16 protein-coding genes and 1 tRNA gene are annotated in these 16,399 nt (G+C 71.1%); 5 read left to right on the plus strand and 12 right to left on the minus strand.

Annotation, left to right across the window (positions count from 1 at the left end):
• Positions 1 to 123: 123 nt before the first annotated feature.
• Positions 124 to 1,458 carry a winged helix-turn-helix domain-containing protein gene (locus H291_RS0122135; RefSeq protein ID WP_026366011.1) on the minus strand — a complete coding sequence of 445 codons (1,335 nt, stop codon included), beginning with the start codon at positions 1,456 to 1,458 and terminating at the stop codon, positions 124 to 126.
• A 217-nt stretch (positions 1,459 to 1,675) separates the two neighbouring features.
• Between H291_RS0122135 and H291_RS32850 the strand changes: the two genes are divergently transcribed.
• A complete protein-coding gene (locus H291_RS32850; protein ID WP_020017218.1) occupies positions 1,676 to 2,551 on the plus strand; it encodes a L,D-transpeptidase in 876 nt (291 codons plus the stop codon).
• Between the two features lie 42 nt (positions 2,552 to 2,593).
• Here the strand turns inward: H291_RS32850 and H291_RS0122145 are convergent, their stop codons facing one another.
• From H291_RS0122145 to H291_RS0122165, 5 genes are read right to left on the minus strand one after another with little or no spacing between them, the layout of a single operon-like run.
• The gene (locus tag H291_RS0122145; protein ID WP_033327726.1) at positions 2,594 to 3,592 is read right to left on the minus strand and encodes an ABC transporter ATP-binding protein; all 999 of its coding nucleotides are present in this window, start codon (positions 3,590 to 3,592) and stop codon (positions 2,594 to 2,596) included.
• Positions 3,592 to 4,542, minus strand: coding sequence for an ABC transporter ATP-binding protein (locus H291_RS0122150; protein ID WP_020017220.1), 951 nt, complete (start codon positions 4,540 to 4,542; stop codon positions 3,592 to 3,594). Before H291_RS0122150 ends, H291_RS0122145 begins: the two co-directional genes overlap by 1 nt.
• On the minus strand, positions 4,542 to 5,495 hold the full coding sequence (locus H291_RS0122155) for an ABC transporter permease (RefSeq protein WP_020017221.1): 954 nt from the start codon (positions 5,493 to 5,495) through the stop codon (positions 4,542 to 4,544). Before H291_RS0122155 ends, H291_RS0122150 begins: the two co-directional genes overlap by 1 nt.
• The gene (locus H291_RS0122160; RefSeq protein WP_026366012.1) at positions 5,492 to 6,487 is read right to left on the minus strand and encodes an ABC transporter permease; all 996 of its coding nucleotides are present in this window, start codon (positions 6,485 to 6,487) and stop codon (positions 5,492 to 5,494) included. The genes H291_RS0122155 and H291_RS0122160 overlap by 4 nt, the downstream gene beginning before the upstream one ends.
• 3 nt (positions 6,488 to 6,490) lie before the next feature.
• Positions 6,491 to 8,260 carry an ABC transporter substrate-binding protein gene (locus tag H291_RS0122165; RefSeq protein ID WP_198012567.1) on the minus strand — a complete coding sequence of 590 codons (1,770 nt, stop codon included), beginning with the start codon at positions 8,258 to 8,260 and terminating at the stop codon, positions 6,491 to 6,493.
• Positions 8,261 to 8,499: 239 nt separating this feature from the next.
• On the opposite strand from H291_RS0122165, the gene H291_RS0122170 reads away from it, so the two are divergent.
• Positions 8,500 to 8,572, plus strand: a tRNA-Arg gene (locus H291_RS0122170).
• Between the two features lies 1 nt (position 8,573).
• Here H291_RS0122170 and H291_RS31200 read toward each other — a convergent pair.
• Positions 8,574 to 9,836: an MFS transporter gene (locus H291_RS31200; RefSeq protein ID WP_051109587.1), complete on the minus strand. Its 1,263-nt coding sequence runs from the start codon at positions 9,834 to 9,836 to the stop codon at positions 8,574 to 8,576.
• A gap of 61 nt (positions 9,837 to 9,897) precedes the next feature.
• Entirely contained in the window at positions 9,898 to 10,758 is an 861-nt protein-coding gene (locus H291_RS0122180; RefSeq protein WP_020017224.1) for an aldo/keto reductase, read from the minus strand.
• Positions 10,759 to 10,916: 158 nt separating this feature from the next.
• On the opposite strand from H291_RS0122180, the gene H291_RS0122185 reads away from it, so the two are divergent.
• Together H291_RS0122185 and H291_RS0122190 are read left to right on the plus strand one after the other, a co-directional pair.
• Entirely contained in the window at positions 10,917 to 11,366 is a 450-nt protein-coding gene (locus tag H291_RS0122185; RefSeq protein WP_020017225.1) for a MarR family winged helix-turn-helix transcriptional regulator, read from the plus strand.
• Between the two features lie 79 nt (positions 11,367 to 11,445).
• Positions 11,446 to 12,207 (plus strand): SDR family oxidoreductase, encoded by a 762-nt coding sequence (locus tag H291_RS0122190; protein WP_020017226.1) that lies wholly within the window; start codon positions 11,446 to 11,448, stop codon positions 12,205 to 12,207.
• Between the two features lie 69 nt (positions 12,208 to 12,276).
• Here the strand turns inward: H291_RS0122190 and ehuA are convergent, their stop codons facing one another.
• The 4 genes from ehuA to H291_RS0122210 are packed head-to-tail and all read right to left on the minus strand — an operon-like array spanning position 12,277 to position 15,359.
• Entirely contained in the window at positions 12,277 to 13,056 is a 780-nt protein-coding gene (gene ehuA / locus H291_RS0122195; RefSeq protein WP_020017227.1) for an ectoine/hydroxyectoine ABC transporter ATP-binding protein EhuA, read from the minus strand.
• Positions 13,049 to 13,690, minus strand: a complete 642-nt coding sequence (ehuD, locus tag H291_RS0122200; protein WP_020017228.1) for an ectoine/hydroxyectoine ABC transporter permease subunit EhuD — start codon at positions 13,688 to 13,690, stop codon at positions 13,049 to 13,051. The genes ehuA and ehuD overlap by 8 nt, the downstream gene beginning before the upstream one ends.
• Positions 13,687 to 14,421, minus strand: a complete 735-nt coding sequence (gene ehuC, locus H291_RS0122205) for an ectoine/hydroxyectoine ABC transporter permease subunit EhuC (protein ID WP_020017229.1) — start codon at positions 14,419 to 14,421, stop codon at positions 13,687 to 13,689. Before ehuC ends, ehuD begins: the two co-directional genes overlap by 4 nt.
• Before the next feature lie 8 nt (positions 14,422 to 14,429).
• Positions 14,430 to 15,359 (minus strand): transporter substrate-binding domain-containing protein, encoded by a 930-nt coding sequence (locus H291_RS0122210; protein WP_020017230.1) that lies wholly within the window; start codon positions 15,357 to 15,359, stop codon positions 14,430 to 14,432.
• 237 nt (positions 15,360 to 15,596) lie between these two features.
• Between H291_RS0122210 and H291_RS31205 the strand changes: the two genes are divergently transcribed.
• The gene (locus tag H291_RS31205; RefSeq protein ID WP_020017231.1) at positions 15,597 to 16,364 is read left to right on the plus strand and encodes a GntR family transcriptional regulator; all 768 of its coding nucleotides are present in this window, start codon (positions 15,597 to 15,599) and stop codon (positions 16,362 to 16,364) included.
• The last annotated feature ends 35 nt before the right edge of the window (positions 16,365 to 16,399 follow it).

Genomic DNA, 16,399 nt, shown 5'->3' on the forward strand with positions numbered 1-16,399 from the left:
CGGCGCAAAGCGAAGAAACTCAGGCCTCAAAGGAGAGGTCCAGGGGCAGCTGCCGAACGGGACGCAGCCCAGCGCGCCCGGCGAGCCCAGCAAGCCCGGCGGCCCCGGCGGCCCCGGCGAAGGTCAGCGCGCCTTGACGATCGGGATCGAGCCCGTCTCCGTGAACTCGCGCATGCGCTTGCCGACCGTGGACCGGCTGACGCCGACCTCCTCCGCGATCTCCCGGTAGGTCCGGCCCTTGGTCCGCAGGTCGATCATCCGCTCGGCGTCCTGCGTGCCGAGCTGGGTGTTCCGGCGCGGCGTACGACGGCGCGGGATCGCGTCCCGGACGTTCGCCGTGGCCTGCGCCGCGGCCTCGGCCGGCGCGGCGACCGGCCCCTCGGCGACTGCCCCCTCCGCGACCGCGGCCTCGGCGGCAGGCGCCGCGGCGGGCTCCGGCTCGGCCTGGTCGAACACGGCGTCGGGCTGCGGGGCGCGCTCGCTCACGGACTCCCGGCGCGAGTCGAGGGCCGCGGTGCGCGCTACTGGCCGGCCCTCGCCGACGCCGTACGGCCCGCCCTCACGCGGCCGCTCGTCGACGCCGTCGTACGGACGCCCGTCGGCGTACAGCCGCTCCCCCACGCCGCCCCGCTCCCCGAACTCCGCGGCGACGGCGTCGGCCGCCCACCGCTCGTAGTCGGGCGCGCCGACCTCGAGCCGCGAGTCGATCGACCGGCCGTCCATCGGCTCGTCCACGAGGATGCCGGTCAGCCGCTGCCGGTCGGCGGCGTGCAGCCGGGCGACGTCGGCGGTGCCGTCGCCGACGGCGGCGAGCGCCTCGCACCAGGCCGCGACCTGGGCGCGCATCTCGGTGGGCGGCACGGTGCGCAGCGCCACGGAGCGGGCCCGACGGCGGCCGGCCTCGGCGCGCGCGAGCCGCCGGCGGGCGGCGCGCGACCCGTCGTTCAGGCTCTGGGCCCGGAAGAGGTCCTCGGTGGTGAGGAACAGGGCGTGCATGCGCGCGGACTGCCGCAGCGCGGACCAGGACGTGCCGGTGGCCAGGTGCCGGTCGCCGATCAGGGCGAGGTGCCACATGAGCGCGGCGAGCAGCGGCACGATGAACCGGAAGAGAACGGCGCCCACGGGGTGGCCGATGTACGCCTCGTGCCAGGCGGCGAAGACGCCGGACGCCGACGACAGCAGCCAGGTCAGGGCGAGCAGCGTGCCGCCGGGCCGGTTGTCCCGCGCGGCTTCCCGGGCCAGGAGCGCCACGGTCACCAGCGACAGCTCGAAGACGCCGGCGGTCGCGTACGCGGTGCCCTGGCTCATGGCGAGCACGTCGATGCCGAACTGGACCATCGCCAGGTAGGCGGACCCGGTGGAGATCAGCGCGACGGAGATCGCGCCGGTGAGCACCAGGTTGCGGGAACGGCGCGTCGGGACGTTCGTCACGGGGTACGCCCGGTCGGCGGTGGCCACGGTGATCTCTCCTTCGTCGGGTGCCTGTCGGTCGTTGCCCGGGCGCCGGGACCGAACAACAGTTCGGATCGACAACCGGGCGGGCACGAAGATATCGGACAACTGTGACAACCCGGTATCGTCGCTGGCTGCTGCGCGCAGCACCCGCGCAGGGCACGATGGACCCGACGTCGGACCGGGGCGCGGGCAGCGCAGTCGCACAGGGGAGAACGAGCAGATGTCGCAGAGGCGCAAGGCCTGGATCTGGGTGGCGGCCGTGGCGCTGGTCGCGGTCGTCGGGACGGCCGTGTGGCTGGGCCTGCGCGGCCCGGCGGAGACGGCGGACGCCGCGCCGTCGGCGAGCCCGACGGCGTCCGCCGGCCCGACGCCGGCCAAGGCCGAGCCGCAGGCCGCCGGCTACTCGCTGGCCGCCCTGCCCACGCCCGACATCGACGGGCTGCTCCCCGCCGAGCTGCCGCACACCGATCTCGACTCGCTCAAGGGCCTGCCCGGAACGGTGGCCGAGCCGAAGAAGGGCAAGATCCCGGTCTGGGCCGAGCCGGACGCGACCGAGCCGCCGGTGCTCGCCCTCGAGGCCGACTACTACGAGGCCGACGCCCGCTGGCTCGTGCTCGAACGCGAGACCGACTGGGTCGAGGTGCTGGTCCCGTACGGCCGCGGCGCGCTGCCGTCGGACGACCCGGAGAAGGTCAACGGCGTCTCCGGCTGGCTGCGCGCGAGCGACGTCGTCGAGGAGCAGGAGCAGCGCTCGGTGGTGGTCGACCTGTCGGACCGCACCGTGACCGTCACCCACGCCGACGGCACCCAGGACGAGCTCCCTGCCGGGATCGGCGCGGCCGAGACGCCGACGCCGCTCGGCCTCACCCAGGTGTTCACCGTCACGGAGGCCGTGAACACCGGGATGTCGGTGTTCCTGTCGATGCAGAGCGAGTCGCTGGACGGCTTCTACGGCACCGACTACGCGGCGACCGCGCTGCACGTGGGCAAGGGCCAGGGCCAGGCCGTGAGCAACGGGTGCGTCCGCCTGACGAGCGCCGACTTCGAGCGTCTCACGGACCTCGAACCGGGCGTGCCGGTGCTGATCAAGGCCTGAGCGGGCCGGGACCAGCACCGGCATGACCGGTTCACGGCTGGTTCACATCCCCGCGGGGCACTCCTCGTCCGCCGCCTTGCGGAAGCACCCCACGAAGTGCCCGGGGGCGTGCTCGACCAGCCCGACGTCGTCGGCCGGGCCGCTCGCCGAACCGACGGACGCCTCGTCGCCGAGCGAGCGCCCCTGGGCCGCGAGCGCCTCGTGGTAGAGGCACCGCCCGGCCAGCCGCGCGGACCGCTGCGACTCCTCGGCCTCGACCTCCTCCCAGGTCCGGTCGAGGTGCGGCACCGACGCGAGCAGGTCGCGCGTGTAGGGGTGCAGCGGGTCGTCGAAGACGGCGGCGGTGGCGCCGCGCTCCACGACGCGTCCCTTGTAGAGGATGACCACGCGGTCCGACACGTAGTTGCCCAGCGAGAGGTCGTGGGTGACGAACAGGATGCCGAGGCCGCGCCCCTTGAGCTCGCCCAGCAGGTTGAGCACGTCGATGCGGGTCGAGGCGTCGAGCATGGAGATGATCTCGTCGGCCACGAGGAGCTCGATGTCGAGCAGCAGGGCGCGTGCGATGAGCAGCCGCTGGAGCTGCCCGCCGGAGAGCTGGTGCGGGAACTTGCCGAGGATGTCGCCGGGTTCGAGGCTGACCGCCCCCAGCGCCTCCTCCAGCTTCTCCCGCCAGGCGGCGCCGGAGACCCTCGGGAAGTAGGACCGCCGCAGCGTCTCGAACGTCCGGTCCACCTTGAAGATCGGGTTGAACGAGCTGAACGGGTCCTGGAATACGCCCTGGACCTTGCGGTAGTAGTCGCGTCGCGCCCGGAACCCCAGCTTGGTGACGTCGCGGCCGTCGAACGTGATGCTGCCGCCCGTGGAGTCGAGCAGGTGGAGCACCATCTTGCCGATGGTCGACTTGCCGCTGCCGGACTCCCCGATGAGCGAGACCACCTCGCCGCGCTGCACGTCGAGGCTGACCTGCCGCACGGCGTGCAGGTCGGAGGTGCCGAAGGTACCGGTCTTGTAGACCTTGTCGAGGGCCTCGATCGTCAGCATCAGCTCACCGCCCAGCACGCGACCTGGTGGCCCTCGGCCACCTCGCGGAAGGGCGGCGCCTCGGCGCACTTGTCGTGCGCCAGGGGGCAGCGGGCGCGGAACCGGCAGCCCGCGGGCGGGTCGAGCAGCGACGGCGGCCGCCCCTCGATCCCCTCGAGCTGCTGCTCCTCGTACCGGTCGCCCACCTTGGGCAGCGCCCCGATGAGCATCTTGGTGTACGGGTGCAGGGGCTCGTCGATGATCGTCCGGGCGGGCGCCTTCTCGGCGAGGTGCCCGGCGTACATGACCAGGATGGTGTCGGCCACCTGGAAGAGCACGGAGATGTCGTGCGTGATGACGATCATCGACCGCACGAACCCGTGGTCGCGGAACTCGACGAGCGCGCGGGCCACGGCCTTCTGCGAGGAGACGTCGAGCGCGGACGTCACCTCGTCGCCGATCAGGAGTGACGGGTTCAGCAGCGTGGAGAGCACCAGCACCACGCGCTGCTTCATGCCGCCGGACAGCTCGATCGGGTACCGCTTCAGCACCTCGGCGTCGAGCCCGACGAGCTCCAGCCGCCGCTCCAGCTCGGGCAGCACGTCGGTGTACCGGACGTTGTGCGCGGCGAGCAGGTCGCGGATCATCCGGCCGATCTTGCGGGTCGGGTTCATCGCGGACATCGCGTACTGCGGGATGAGGGACACCTCGCGGTAGCGGTGGCGCCGCATGGCGCCGTCGTCGGCGATGGGCAGCTTCTCGCCGTCGAGGGCGACGGTGCCGCCCGCGTGCTTCATGCGGGTGTCGAGGCGGATGAGGGCCTTGCCGAGCGTCGTCTTGCCGCAGCCGGACTCGCCGGCGATGCCCATGATCTCGCCGTCCGCCACCTCGAAGGTGACGCCGTCGAGCGCCTTCACGTCGCCACGCAGGGTGCGGTAGTGGACCCGGAGGTCGGTCACGGAAAGGGACATCACATCTCCCGCAGCTTGGGGTTGAAGACCTCGTCGAGACCGACGTTCATGATGTACAGCGAGCCCACGATGAGCGTGATCCCCAGCCCCGGCGGGATGAACCACCACCACAGCCCCAGATGGAGCGCGCTCCACTGCACGGCCTGGTTCATCATCAGGCCGAGCGACATGGCATTCGTGGGCCCGAGCCCGATGAAGTCGAGCGACGCCGCCGTCAGGATGGACCCGCCGAACAGCAGCACGAACGTCATGAAGAGGTAGGAGTACATGTTGGGCGCCACCTCGCGCCGCAGGATGGTGCCCACCCCCACCCCGGACAGTCGCGCCAGGTCGATGAAGTCCCGCGAGCGCAGCGACAGGGTCTGCGCGCGCACCGCGCGCGCCACCCACGGCCAGCTGAACACGCCGATGTACAGCGCCTGCATCGGCACGCTGCGCACGCCCAGGTAGGCGTTGATGATGATGAGCACCACGAAGCCGGGGATGACCAGGACCACGTTGGTGAGCATGTTGAGCAGCTCGTCGATCAGGCCGCCGCGGTAGCCCGCGACGAACCCGATGGCCATGCCGATGACGGCGGCCACGCCGCCGCCCAGCAGGCCCACCAGGAACGTGGACCGCAGGCCCGCGACGAACTGCGCGAAGACGTCCTGCCCGAACGTCGTCGTGCCGAACGGGAAGTCCGCGGACGGCGGCGCCATGGGCGGCCCCGCGTAGTCCATCGGCGCGAACTTCAGGAACAGCGGCCCGAGCAGCCCCAGCAGCAGGAACGCGAGCACCACCACCGAGCCGATCACGACCTTGGGGTTGCGCAGCGCGAAGTACAGCGTCTCGCGTACGTCTCCCCCGGGCTTCCGGCTGCCCGACGGCGCCGGGGTCGCCCCGGGCGGCTCGGTCGCCTCGGTGGCTGCACCCCGCTGGTCGAGCTTGTCGAGACCCAGTCCCTGGCTCATGCGGTAGCCCCCGTCAGTCCGGTCCGCGTGCGGGGGTCCACCAGCACGTAGACGATGTCGATCACGAAGTTGGCCAGGAGCACGCCGATCACCACGAACAGCAGGGTGCCCTGCAGCAGGAAGAAGTCCTGGTTCTGGATAGCGGACAGCACGAGCTTGCCCAGGCCCGGGTACGCGAACACGATCTCGGTCACCAGGGCGCCGCCCAGGATGGTGCCGAGCTGCAGCGCCAGGCCCGTGATCTGCGGCAGCATCGCGTTGCGGAACGCGTACTGCCGCACGAGCCGCTTGGGCGCGCCGAGCGCGGACAGGTAGTTCGCGTAGTCGGACTCGAGCTCGTAGATGATCAGGTTGCGCATGCCGATCGCCCAGCCGCCCAGCGAGACCAGGAACAGCGAGAGGAACGGCAGCACCCAGTGCTGCAGCAGGTCGCCCGCGAACGCCCACGACCACTGCGGCACCATGCCGAAGTCGTAGCCGCCCGCCACGGGGAACCACCCGAGCGCCACGCCGAAGCCCCACGCGAGCAGGATCGCGAGCCACATGTACGGCATGGCCGTGATGAGGTACCCGACGGGCAGGGCCACGTTGTCGAGCCAGCGGCTGCGCGCCGCCATGGCCCCCACGCTGTTGCCGACCACGAAGCTCAGCAGGATCGCGGGGATCATGATGCCGAGCGTGTACGGCACGGCGTCGAGCACGACCTGGGCCACGGGCGCGGGGAACAGCCACACGCTCGTGCCCAGGTCGCCGCGGAACAGCGCGGCCCAGTAGTTCAGGTACTGCTGCCACAGCGGCAGGTCGAGCCCGAACGTCTGCTCGTAGTACGCGGTCATGGCCGCGATCGTCTCGGGGTGCTGGACGGCGGCGCGCGCCACCATCCGCTGGACCGGATCCCCCGGCATGAGCCGGGGGATCAGCCAGTTCAGTGTGACCGCGACGACGAACGTCAGCCCGTAGATCACGGTCTTACGAGCGAGATAGCCGCGCATACGTCAGGAGGCCGGCTCGAGGGCGAGCAGCGTGTTGATGCCGCCCATCTGCACGTACCCGTTCCACATCACCGGGAAGTACGCGTCCTCGCGGCCCTCCTTGGGCCAGTTGGTCCACTGCGACTCGTTGTACTGCGCCCACGCGCCGTTGTACCAGAGCGGGATGGCGGGCAGGTCGGTCATGAACTTCTCCTGCACCTTCGACAGCGTCTCGGAGAACTCCGGCGTGCCGCTCTCGGTGCGCGACAGGTCCTCGACCAGCTCCCAGGCCTCCTCGTCCTCGTAGCGGCCGAAGTTGCCCGCCAGCATCTGCTCCTGGATCGGCTGGTAGAACGCGTAGTTGTAGTAGGTCCACGGCGTGTTGCTCACGCCCGCGTTGCCGTTGATCACCAGGTCGAAGTCGCCGGTGGCCCGGGCGTCGTCGACGGCGCCCGCGTCGGGGAAGTCGGCGGTGACCTTGATGCCGACGGCGGAGGCGTCCTCGGCGATGACGCGCGCGGCCTCCATCCAGTCGGTCCAGCCCGCGGGGACGATCAGCTTCAGGTCGATCGCCTCGCCGTCGGGCGACTCGACGAACCCGTCGCCGTCGGTGTCCTCGTAGCCGGCGTCGGCCAGGATCGACTTGGCCTCCTCGGCGTCGAACGTGAAGCCGTGCTCGGCCACGACGTCCTCGTCGTAGTACTCCTCGAACGCCGGGACCAGGCCCGACGGGTGCGCCTTGGCCACGAGGCCGCCGTACGCGTTCGTCACGATCTTGTCGACGTCGATGGACCGCGCGAGCGCCTGCCGGAAGTCGACGTCGTCCATCGGGGGCCGCGTCTGGTTCGGGATCAGGTTCGCCGACGCCGCCGCCAGCATGTACGGCTCACCGTCGTAGTAGGTGCTCACCTGGCCGGAGTCGGCGAGCTGGTTGACGCCGGGCAGGAAGTTGTTGCTCAGGTCGAGGCCGCCGGACAGCATCATGCCGAGCGCCACCTCGTTGGAGGTGTTCACGACGTCGACGATGTACTTCATCGGCATCTCGTAGCCGAGCTCGGCGCGCGCCCACCAGTCGTCGTTGCGCTCCCAGACCATGCGGTCCTGGCCGACGGCGGAGAACTTGAAGGCGCCGGACCCGATCGGGTCCTCGTTCGGGTTGGACAGGAGCTCCTCGTCCGACCAGTCGCCCATGATGTGCTCCGGCACCACCATCGTGCTGTAGAGCCAGTTGTCCCACTCCTGGTAGCGGGGGTCGGAGAAGGTGAACTTCACGGTCGTCGCGTCGGTCGCCTCGACCTTGTCGAGCCAGGTCCACAGGTTGCTGTACGGCACGGCGTCGACCTTGCCGAGCTCGGTGGTGAAGACGACGTCGTCGGCGTCGAGCGTCTCGCCGTCCTGCCAGGTCAGGCCCTCGCGGAGCGTGAGCTCGTAAGTCTTGTCGTCCGTCCACTCGCCGCCCTCGGCGAGCCAGGGCGTCAGCTCGAGGGTGATCGGGTCGAACTGGAACAACGGCTCGTAGACCAGGCCGCGCGCGCCCGTGGCGTGCCCCGAGCTCGGGATCGGGTTCCACGACGTGGGCGGGCCCCACTGGGTGCCGCTCGTGAAGAGCGTCTCCTCGCGCGGGTACTCGGCCACGAGCTCGTTGGCCGAGTCCATGCCCTCCGCCGAGGCGTAGGGGTTGGACGTCGTGGGTGCGCTCCCACCGCCACCGGAACAACCGGCGAGCAGCACGCCGGCCACGGAGGCCGCCGCCAGGGCGAGCACGCCCCGGGACCTGGTCTGTCGAAGGAACATCGTCGATCCTCTCCGCCCGCACGGCCGTCGTGCGGACCAGGCGCCTCGTCGCGCCGGGTTGCTGAGCATCGTTGTGCCTCGGCGAGGTATTGGTCAAGGTTTGTCACCTATGTTGCGCAATTGACACCTACGCCCGACCCGGGCGCTTAGCGCGCCGGGCCGGGCGGACGTTAGGCTGTGTGCGCCGGTCGGGCCCAGCCCGGCCGCCGCACGCGGTTCTCCCACCGGGAGAGGCGCGAGCGCCTGTAGCTCAGTGGATAGAGCACCGCTCTCCTAAAGCGGGTGTCGGCAGTTCGAGTCTGCCCAGGCGCACCTACCGGTCGACGAGCTGCCCGGCGGGCACCGCCGGGCGCTCGGGCTCCTGATGTGCCGGCTCCAGTCGCGCGGCGCGCGCCTCGGCCCGCTCCCCGCCCCGCACGAGCGCGGCCACCACCATGACGACGAGCCCGGCCAGGGTCACGGCGGCGCCGGCCCACAGCGGCGACGTGTACCCGAGGCCGGCGGCGAGCGTCAGCCCGCCCACCCAGGCGCCGAACGCGTTGCCGATGTTGAACGCCGCGATGTTCGCGCCGGAGGCGAGCGTGGGCGCCGCCGACGCGTGCCGCATGACCCGCATCTGCAGCCCCGGCACGGTCGCGAAGCCGACGGCGCCCATCAGCACCAGGCTGATCATGGTCGCGACCTGGCTGGTCGCGGTGAGCGCGAAGACGGCCAGCACCACGGTGAGCAGCACCAGCAGGGTGAGCAGGGTGGCCCCGAGGTTCTTGTCCGCGGCCTTGCCGCCCACCAGGTTGCCCGCGAACAGGCCCGCCCCGAACAGGATCAGCAGCCAGGGCACGGTCGAGCTCGCGAACCCGCTGACCTCGGTGAGCGTGAACGCGATGTACGTGAAGGCGCCGAACATGCCGCCGTAGCCCAGCACGGTCACGGCGATGGACAGCCAGACCTGCGGCGCGCGGAACGCCGCGAGCTCGCCGCGCAGGCCCGGACCGGCCTGCCCGCTCGGCCCCGCGACGTCGTCGGGCACGCCTACCCGGGCCGGGACCAGCAGCGCGATGCCGATGAATGCGAGCACGCCGATGCCGGTGATGGCCCAGAAGGTGGAACGCCAGCCGGCCGCCTGGCCGAGCAGGGTGCCGAACGGCACGCCCAGCACGTTGGCGACGGTCAGGCCCGCGAACATGATCGAGATGGCGGCGGCGCGCCGGTCGCGGGCGACCAGGTCGGCCGCGACGACCGCGCCGATGCCGAAGAACGCGCCGTGGCACAGGGCCGCGACGACCCGGCCGAGCATCATCAGCTCGTACGTCGGTGCCACGGCGGACACCAGGTTGCCCGCGATGAACAGGATCATCAGGCCGAGCAGGGCCTTCTTGCGGTCCACCCGGGTCAGCGCGGCGGTGAGACCGACCGCACCGACCGCGACGGACAGCGCGTAGCCGGAGATGAGGTATCCGGCGACGGTCTCGGTGACGCCGAAGTCCGTGGCCACCTCGGGCAGCAGGCCCATGATGACGAACTCGGTGAGGCCGATCCCGAAGCCCCCGATGGCGAGGGCCCACAGGGCGACAGGCATGACAGTGCTCCTTGAGGTGCTGGGGGTGCTGGTGTCTGGACGGCGGTGCCGGCGGGGCCCGTCAGCCGTCGAAGCGGTCCGGGTGCGGGCCGGTGCGGCCGTCCCGGTCGAGGGCGTCGATCGCGGCGACCTCCTGCGCGGTGAGCTCGAACCCGAGCACGTCGAGGTTCGAGGCGATGCGCGCGGGCGTGACCGACTTGGGGATCACGACGTTCCCGTGCTGCAGGTGCCAGCGCAGCACCACCTGCGCGGCGGAGACCCCGTGCGCCTCGGCGGCGCCGGCCACGGCAGCCTCGTCGAGCACCGCGCCCTGCGCGAGCGGGCTCCACGCCTCGGTGACGATGCCCAGGCCCGCGTGGTGGGCGCGCAGCTCGCGCTGCTGCAGGGCGGGGTGCAGCTCCACCTGGTTGACGACGGGGCGCACGCCGGTCGCGGCGACGATCGCGTCGAGGTGTGCCGGCTGGAAGTTCGAGACGCCGATCTCCCGGACCAGGCCGGCCTCGCGGGCCTCGACGAGCCCCTCCCAGGCGGCGACGTACTGCCCGCGGGCCGCGGCCGGCCAGTGGATCAGGTACAGGTCGAGGGCGTCGAGGCCCAGCAGCTCCAGGCTGCGCTCGAGGGCCGGGCGCACGGCGTCGCGCGCCATGGAGTCGGTCCACAGCTTGCTCGTGACGAACAGGTCGTCGCGGGCCAGGCCGGACTCCGCCAGTGCGCGGCCCACGCCCGCCTCGTTGCCGTAGACGGCGGCGGTGTCGACGCTGCGGTACCCGGCCTCCAGCGCGTGGCCGACGGCGCGGGTGGTCTCGGCGTCGGGCACCTGGAAGACGCCGAACCCGATCTGCGGCATGGTCGCGCCCGGGCGGGCGGCGTTGGGGAGGGCGACGGCGGGGGTCAGGGCAGAGGTCGAGGCGGGGGAAGACATGAGGGCTCCTTGCTGTTCTCCGAACGGTGCCTGCTGCGCGTACGCGGACACCAGGCGGACGCGTTTAGTTGCACGCGCCTCCTAGATAGTTGCACGCGCGCACTAGTTGCACAAGCGCTATAGTTGGAGACCGGAATCACGCCCGCGAAGGAGGGCCCATGGGAATCGCCGACGACGCCGTCGAGATCCGTGCCCAGGGCTGGCGAACGCTCGCCGCGCTGCACGGCATGATCGACACCGCGCTCGAGCGCGCGCTGCAGGCCGAGCACGGCCTGTCCGTCGTGGAGTACACCGTGCTGGACGCGCTGTCCCGGCAGGACGGCTGGCACATGCGCATGCAGCAGCTCGGCCGCGCGACGGCGCTCTCGCCGAGTGCCACGACGCGCCTGGTCAACCGCCTGGAGGACCGCGCGCTGCTCACGCGCGTGCTGTGCCAGGACGACCGGCGCGGCATCTACACCGAGCTCACGAAGGCCGGTGAGAAGCTGCTGGTGGCCGCGCGCCCGACGCACGACCGCGCGCTGCACGAGGCTCTGCAGGAGGCGGAACAGGTGCCGGAGCTGGCCTCGCTCGTCGGCACGCTGGGCGGGGTGGGCGCGGCGGTCTGACCCGGCCTGCCCGGAAGCGCGCGAATGCGACGGCGGGATCCCGCCAGCATCACGGTGTCCGGCCGTCGAGGCTTGGGCCATGACGAACGCGTACGACGACAACACCCCGATCGCCCTGGTCACCGGAGCGAACAGAGGACTCGGTCTCGCCGTGGCCCGCCGACTGGCAGAGGCCGGCGCCACCGTGCTGGTGGGCGGGCGTGACACCGCCCGGGCGGCGGACGCGGCGACGACCCTGCGCGAGGCGGGGCTGGCCGCCCGGCCGGTGACGCTCGACGTGACCGACCAGGCCCAGGTGACGGCCGCCGCGGAGCACATCGGGCTCGGCTACGGCCGCCTGGACATCCTGGTCAACAACGCGGGCATCCTGCCGGAGGCCACCGCGCCCGACCAGGAGCATCCGCTGGACCTGACCATGTTCCGCTCGACGTTCGAGACCAACCTGTTCGGCGCCGCAGCGGTCACGCAGGCGATGCTGCCGCTGCTGCGGCGGTCCGCCGCCGGCCGCATCGTGAACGTCTCGACCGCCATGGGCTCGCTGACCGAGCAGCTCGACCCGCGGTCGCCGTACTTCGGCCTGGTCCTGCCCGCCTACCAGGGCTCGAAGGCCGCGCTCAACGCGCTGACCGTGGCCCTGTCCAAGTCGCTCGCGGACACGCCGATCCTCGTGAACTCGGTCTGCCCGGGCTGGGTCCGGACCGACCTGGGCGGTCCGGACAACCGGGCCGCGGCGCCGACGTCGCCCGAGGAGGCGGCACCGGTCGTGGCGCGCATGGCCCTGCTCGGGCCGGACGGTGCGAGCGGGACGTTCGTCGACCAGGCCGGTCCCCTCGCCTGGTGACCCGACCGGGCGGGCACGCACGCGGCGCGCCCGTCCGCAGGGACGGACGCGCCGCGGGGCCAGGGGCGGTCAGAGGACCGCGCGGAGGAACTCCTGGGTCCGCTCGTTCTCCGGCGACGTGAAGATCGTCTCCGGGTGCGCCTCCTCGATGATCTTGCCGCCGTCGAACATCAGCACCCGGTTGGAGACCTCCCGGGCGAACTGCATCTCGTGCGTGACGATCAGCATGGTGATGTCGGTGGTCTCGGCGATGTTGCGGAGCACGCCGAGCACGTCGGCCACCAGCTCGGGGTCGAGCGCAGAGGTCACCTCGTCCAGGAGCAGGATCTCCGGCTCCATGGCCAGGGCGCGCGCGATGGCGACGCGCTGCTGCTGCCCGCCGGACAGCTGGGTGCAGCGGGCGTCGCGCTTGTCGGCCAGGCCCACCTTCTCCAGCAGGTCCTCGGCCCGGGCGACCGCCTGCGCCTTGGGGATCCCGAGCACGTGGATCGGGGCCTCGATGATGTTCTCCAGCACCGACATGTTCGGGAACAGGTTGAACTGCTGGAACACCATCCCGACCCGGCGCCGCACGAGGCTGCGCCGCTTCTCCGGGATCGCGACGCGCTTGCCGCCGCGGATCTCGTGCGTGTACGGCTTCCCGTCCACGAGGATCAGGCCGTCGTTCGCCTCCTCCAGCGTCATGAGCAGACGCAGGATGGTCGTCTTGCCGGAGCCGGACGGTCCGATCAGCGTGACGCGGTCACCCTTGGCGACCGTGAAGTTCAGGCCGTCGAGCACGACGTTGTCGCCGAAGCGCTTGCCGACGCCCTGGAACTCGATGGCAGGGGTGGTGTCGTTGTCAGGCAAGACGGTTCTCCATTCGGCGGACGAGCAGCGAGGTCGGGTAGCTCACCAGGAGGAAGAGCAGGCCGGCGAGGGTGATCGCCTCGATGTAGCGGAAGTTCGCACCGCCGTACGCCTGCGCGGCGGCATACATCTCGACCACGTAGATGAAGGCCAGGAACGGCGTCTCCTTGAACATGGAGATCGCGTAGTTTCCCAGACCGGGCAGCGTGTTCCGGATCGCCTGCGGCAGGATCACCGCGCGCCAGGTCCGGCTGCGCGGCAGGTCGAGCGCGACGGCGGCCTCCCACTGCCCGCCCGGCACCGCGTCGATGCCGGCCCGGTAGACCTCCGACATGTAGGTCGCGTAATGGATGCCGAGCACCACGCAGCCGACGGCGAGCGACGGGAACTGCGTGAACATCAGGTTGGCGAACACGAGCTGCACCAGCAGCGGCGTGGACCGGATGAACTCGACCAGGAAGCCGACCGGCATGGTGACGACCCGCACGCGGGACCGCCGCACGATCGCGACGACGAGCCCCAGCACCGCGGCGATGATCATGCCCACCACGGTCGCCAGGACAGTGATGCCCAGGCCCTTGATCAGATCGGGGAACACCGCGGCGGCGTGGTCCCAGCTCCAGAAGTCGTTCATGAGCGCACCTCCGTCCCGGCGGTTCTAGCGGGTGTCAGGCGCAGGACCTCGCGCAGCGACGGCCCCTGGCCGACCTTGTGCTTGGCGCGCGCCTCGAGCGCGTTCATCAGCAGCGTGAGCGCGTAGGCGAACACGAAGTAGAGCAGCAGGCCCACCGTGTAGGCGAACACCGTGTCGGTCGTGCCCTTGCGCAGCTCCCCGATGAAGAAGTTGAGGTCGTGCAGCGTGATGTAGGCCGCCAGGGCGGAACCCTTGACGAGCTGGATCAGCAGGTTCGTGAACATGGGCATCATCAGCGGCCAGGCCTGCGGCAGGATCACGCGGCGCAGGCGGTGCACACCACCCAGGTCGAGCGCCGTGGCCGCCTCCCACTGTCCGGTGGGCACGGAGTTGATCGAACCACGCACCACCTCGGCGGCATAGGCGCCGTAGTTGAGCCCGAGCGCGATGATGCCGCAGGCCAGCGGGTCGAGCTCGACGTAGAACGGCGGCAGCGGCAGCACGTAGTACAGCCAGAAGATCTGCACCACGAGCGACGTGCCGCGGAAGAACTCCACGACCACCCGGGACGGCACCCGCGCCCACCGGGTCCGGGCTCGGGAGCCCAGGCCCAGGCCGAACGCGATGATCAGCGCGAGTACCGCACCGGCGATCGTGAGCTGGAGAGTGACGAGAATTCCTTCGCCGAGCTGCGGCAGCAGATCGACGAGCTTTTGCACGTTGTCGGACACGTGCGGGGTCAGCTGTCGAGGCCGAGCTCCGGGGCCAGGTCCTTGGCCAGCGACTCCAGGTCGCCCTCACAGAGCTTCTCGGTGGTCAGGCCCTCGACGGGGCGCTCGGCGGCGGTGAAGCCGAACGGGCCTGCGATCTCCATCCAGCGGTCCTCGTCGGAGACGATCTCGGCGAGCTTCTCGTTGTACGCGTCGCGAAGCTCCTCCTCGCCCTTCGGGAAGACCGTGGCGCCGGCGCCGATCTGCGGCACGCCGTCGATCACAGCCACGAAGGAGTCGGTGACCTCGACGTCGGCGTTCGAGCGCGCCACCAGCGCGTTGAGCGAGATGGCGGTCAGCGCCGACGCGTCGGCCCGGCCCGAGGTGACGGCGTCGAGCGCGTCCTGCGGCGAGCCGACCTTGACGGTCTCGATCCCGAGGGACTTGGTGTAGCCCTCCTCGATGGCGCCGCTGAGCACGGCGAGCTTCACGCCGGCGTCCTTGGCGGACTGCATGTCCGTCAGGTTGTCAGGGTTGCCCGTCGGCGTCAGGAACGCCGTCGTGTACATGATCTCGGGCTCGGAGAAGATCGCCTCCGAGCAGCGCTCGGGAAGGATCGACATCCCGGCGCTCACGGCGTCGTACCGGCCGGCGGTCAGGCCGGGGATGAGCGAGTTCCACTCCGTCTGCACGCCCTCGACGGTGTCGATGCCGAGCTCGCTGAAGATCGCCTCGTTCAGCTTGATGGTGGCTCCGGTGAGCTCGCCGCCGTCCTCGTAGGAGTAGGGCTCCTCACCGTTGAAGGCGACGGTGATGGTGCCGTCGTCCTGGAGCTGCTGGAGCGCGCCACCGGCCTGGTCCGGGGCCGTCGACGAGCACGCGGCCAGCGCGGCCAGGGTCAGTACGGACCCTGCGGCGAGGACGGCTCGGCGCAGCGGGCGGACGCTTGATCTAGACATGGTTCCCTTCACGCCACCCCGGCAGAAAAGCAAAGCCCGGGTGGGCTGGAGTTCACGGACGGCTCGCCACCGTAGCGGAATGACGACGTTCAGACAATCTAGCGTTCGACATTATGATTGTCTACAATCTGCTAGTTCACCCGGCCGGAACCGCCCCGGAGACCGCCGTGGCCGCACAGAAGCCTGCGCACCGGGGATGATGTCGTCATCGACGTTGCGCTCACGGAAGGAGCACCGATGTACCACCCGCCACGGGCCACCCTGGCGACTGCGCCGTCCTTCTCGCGCGTGACGCGTCCCTCGACCGTCGACCTGATCCAGACCGAGCTGCGCAACGCGGTGTACGCGGGCGTGCTCGCCGTCGGCTCGCCGATCCGCGAGGTGGAGGTGGCGACGCAGCTCGGCGTGAGCCGCGGGCCGCTGCGGGAGGCCGCCCAGCGCCTGGTCCAGGAGGGGCTGCTGGTGGCGACGCCGGGGCGCGGCATGCGCGTCGCGACGATCTCGCGGGAGCGGCTCCCGGCGCTCTACGAGGCGCGCAAGTCGGTGGAGATCACCGCGGCCCGCCTGCTCGTCCGCTCCGGGGACGACGCCGCGCTGTCGAGCGTGCGCCGGGCGCACGACGAGCTCGTCGACGCGAACCGCACCGGTGACGCCCGCCGGGTCGGCGGGGCCGACCTGAACCTGCACTGGGCGCTCGTAGCGGCGACCGGTAACCCCTGGCTCACCCGCTGGATGACCACGCTCATCGTCGAGGTGCGGATGGCCACCTTCTCCGTGAGCGACGAGTACGTGGTCCGCAAGGACACCGCCGACGCACACGCCGTGATCGTCGAGCGGCTCGAGGCCCGCGACGAGGAGGGCCTCGTCAGGACCATCACCGACATGCTCGACGGCGCCGTCGCGCGGCTGCTCGGCAAGGAGGACAAGCCGGTCGAGACACTCGAGGAGCCGGCGGACGCGCCGGCGATCACCCTCGGCCCGATCGACGCGCCGGACGAGCCGTAGGGCTCGAGCCCGGCCCGCTGGTCGAGCCGTCTCGC

Source organism: Promicromonospora sukumoe 327MFSha3.1 (genome assembly GCF_000385135.1).
GTDB classification, from domain to species: domain Bacteria; phylum Actinomycetota; class Actinomycetes; order Actinomycetales; family Cellulomonadaceae; genus Promicromonospora; species Promicromonospora sukumoe_B.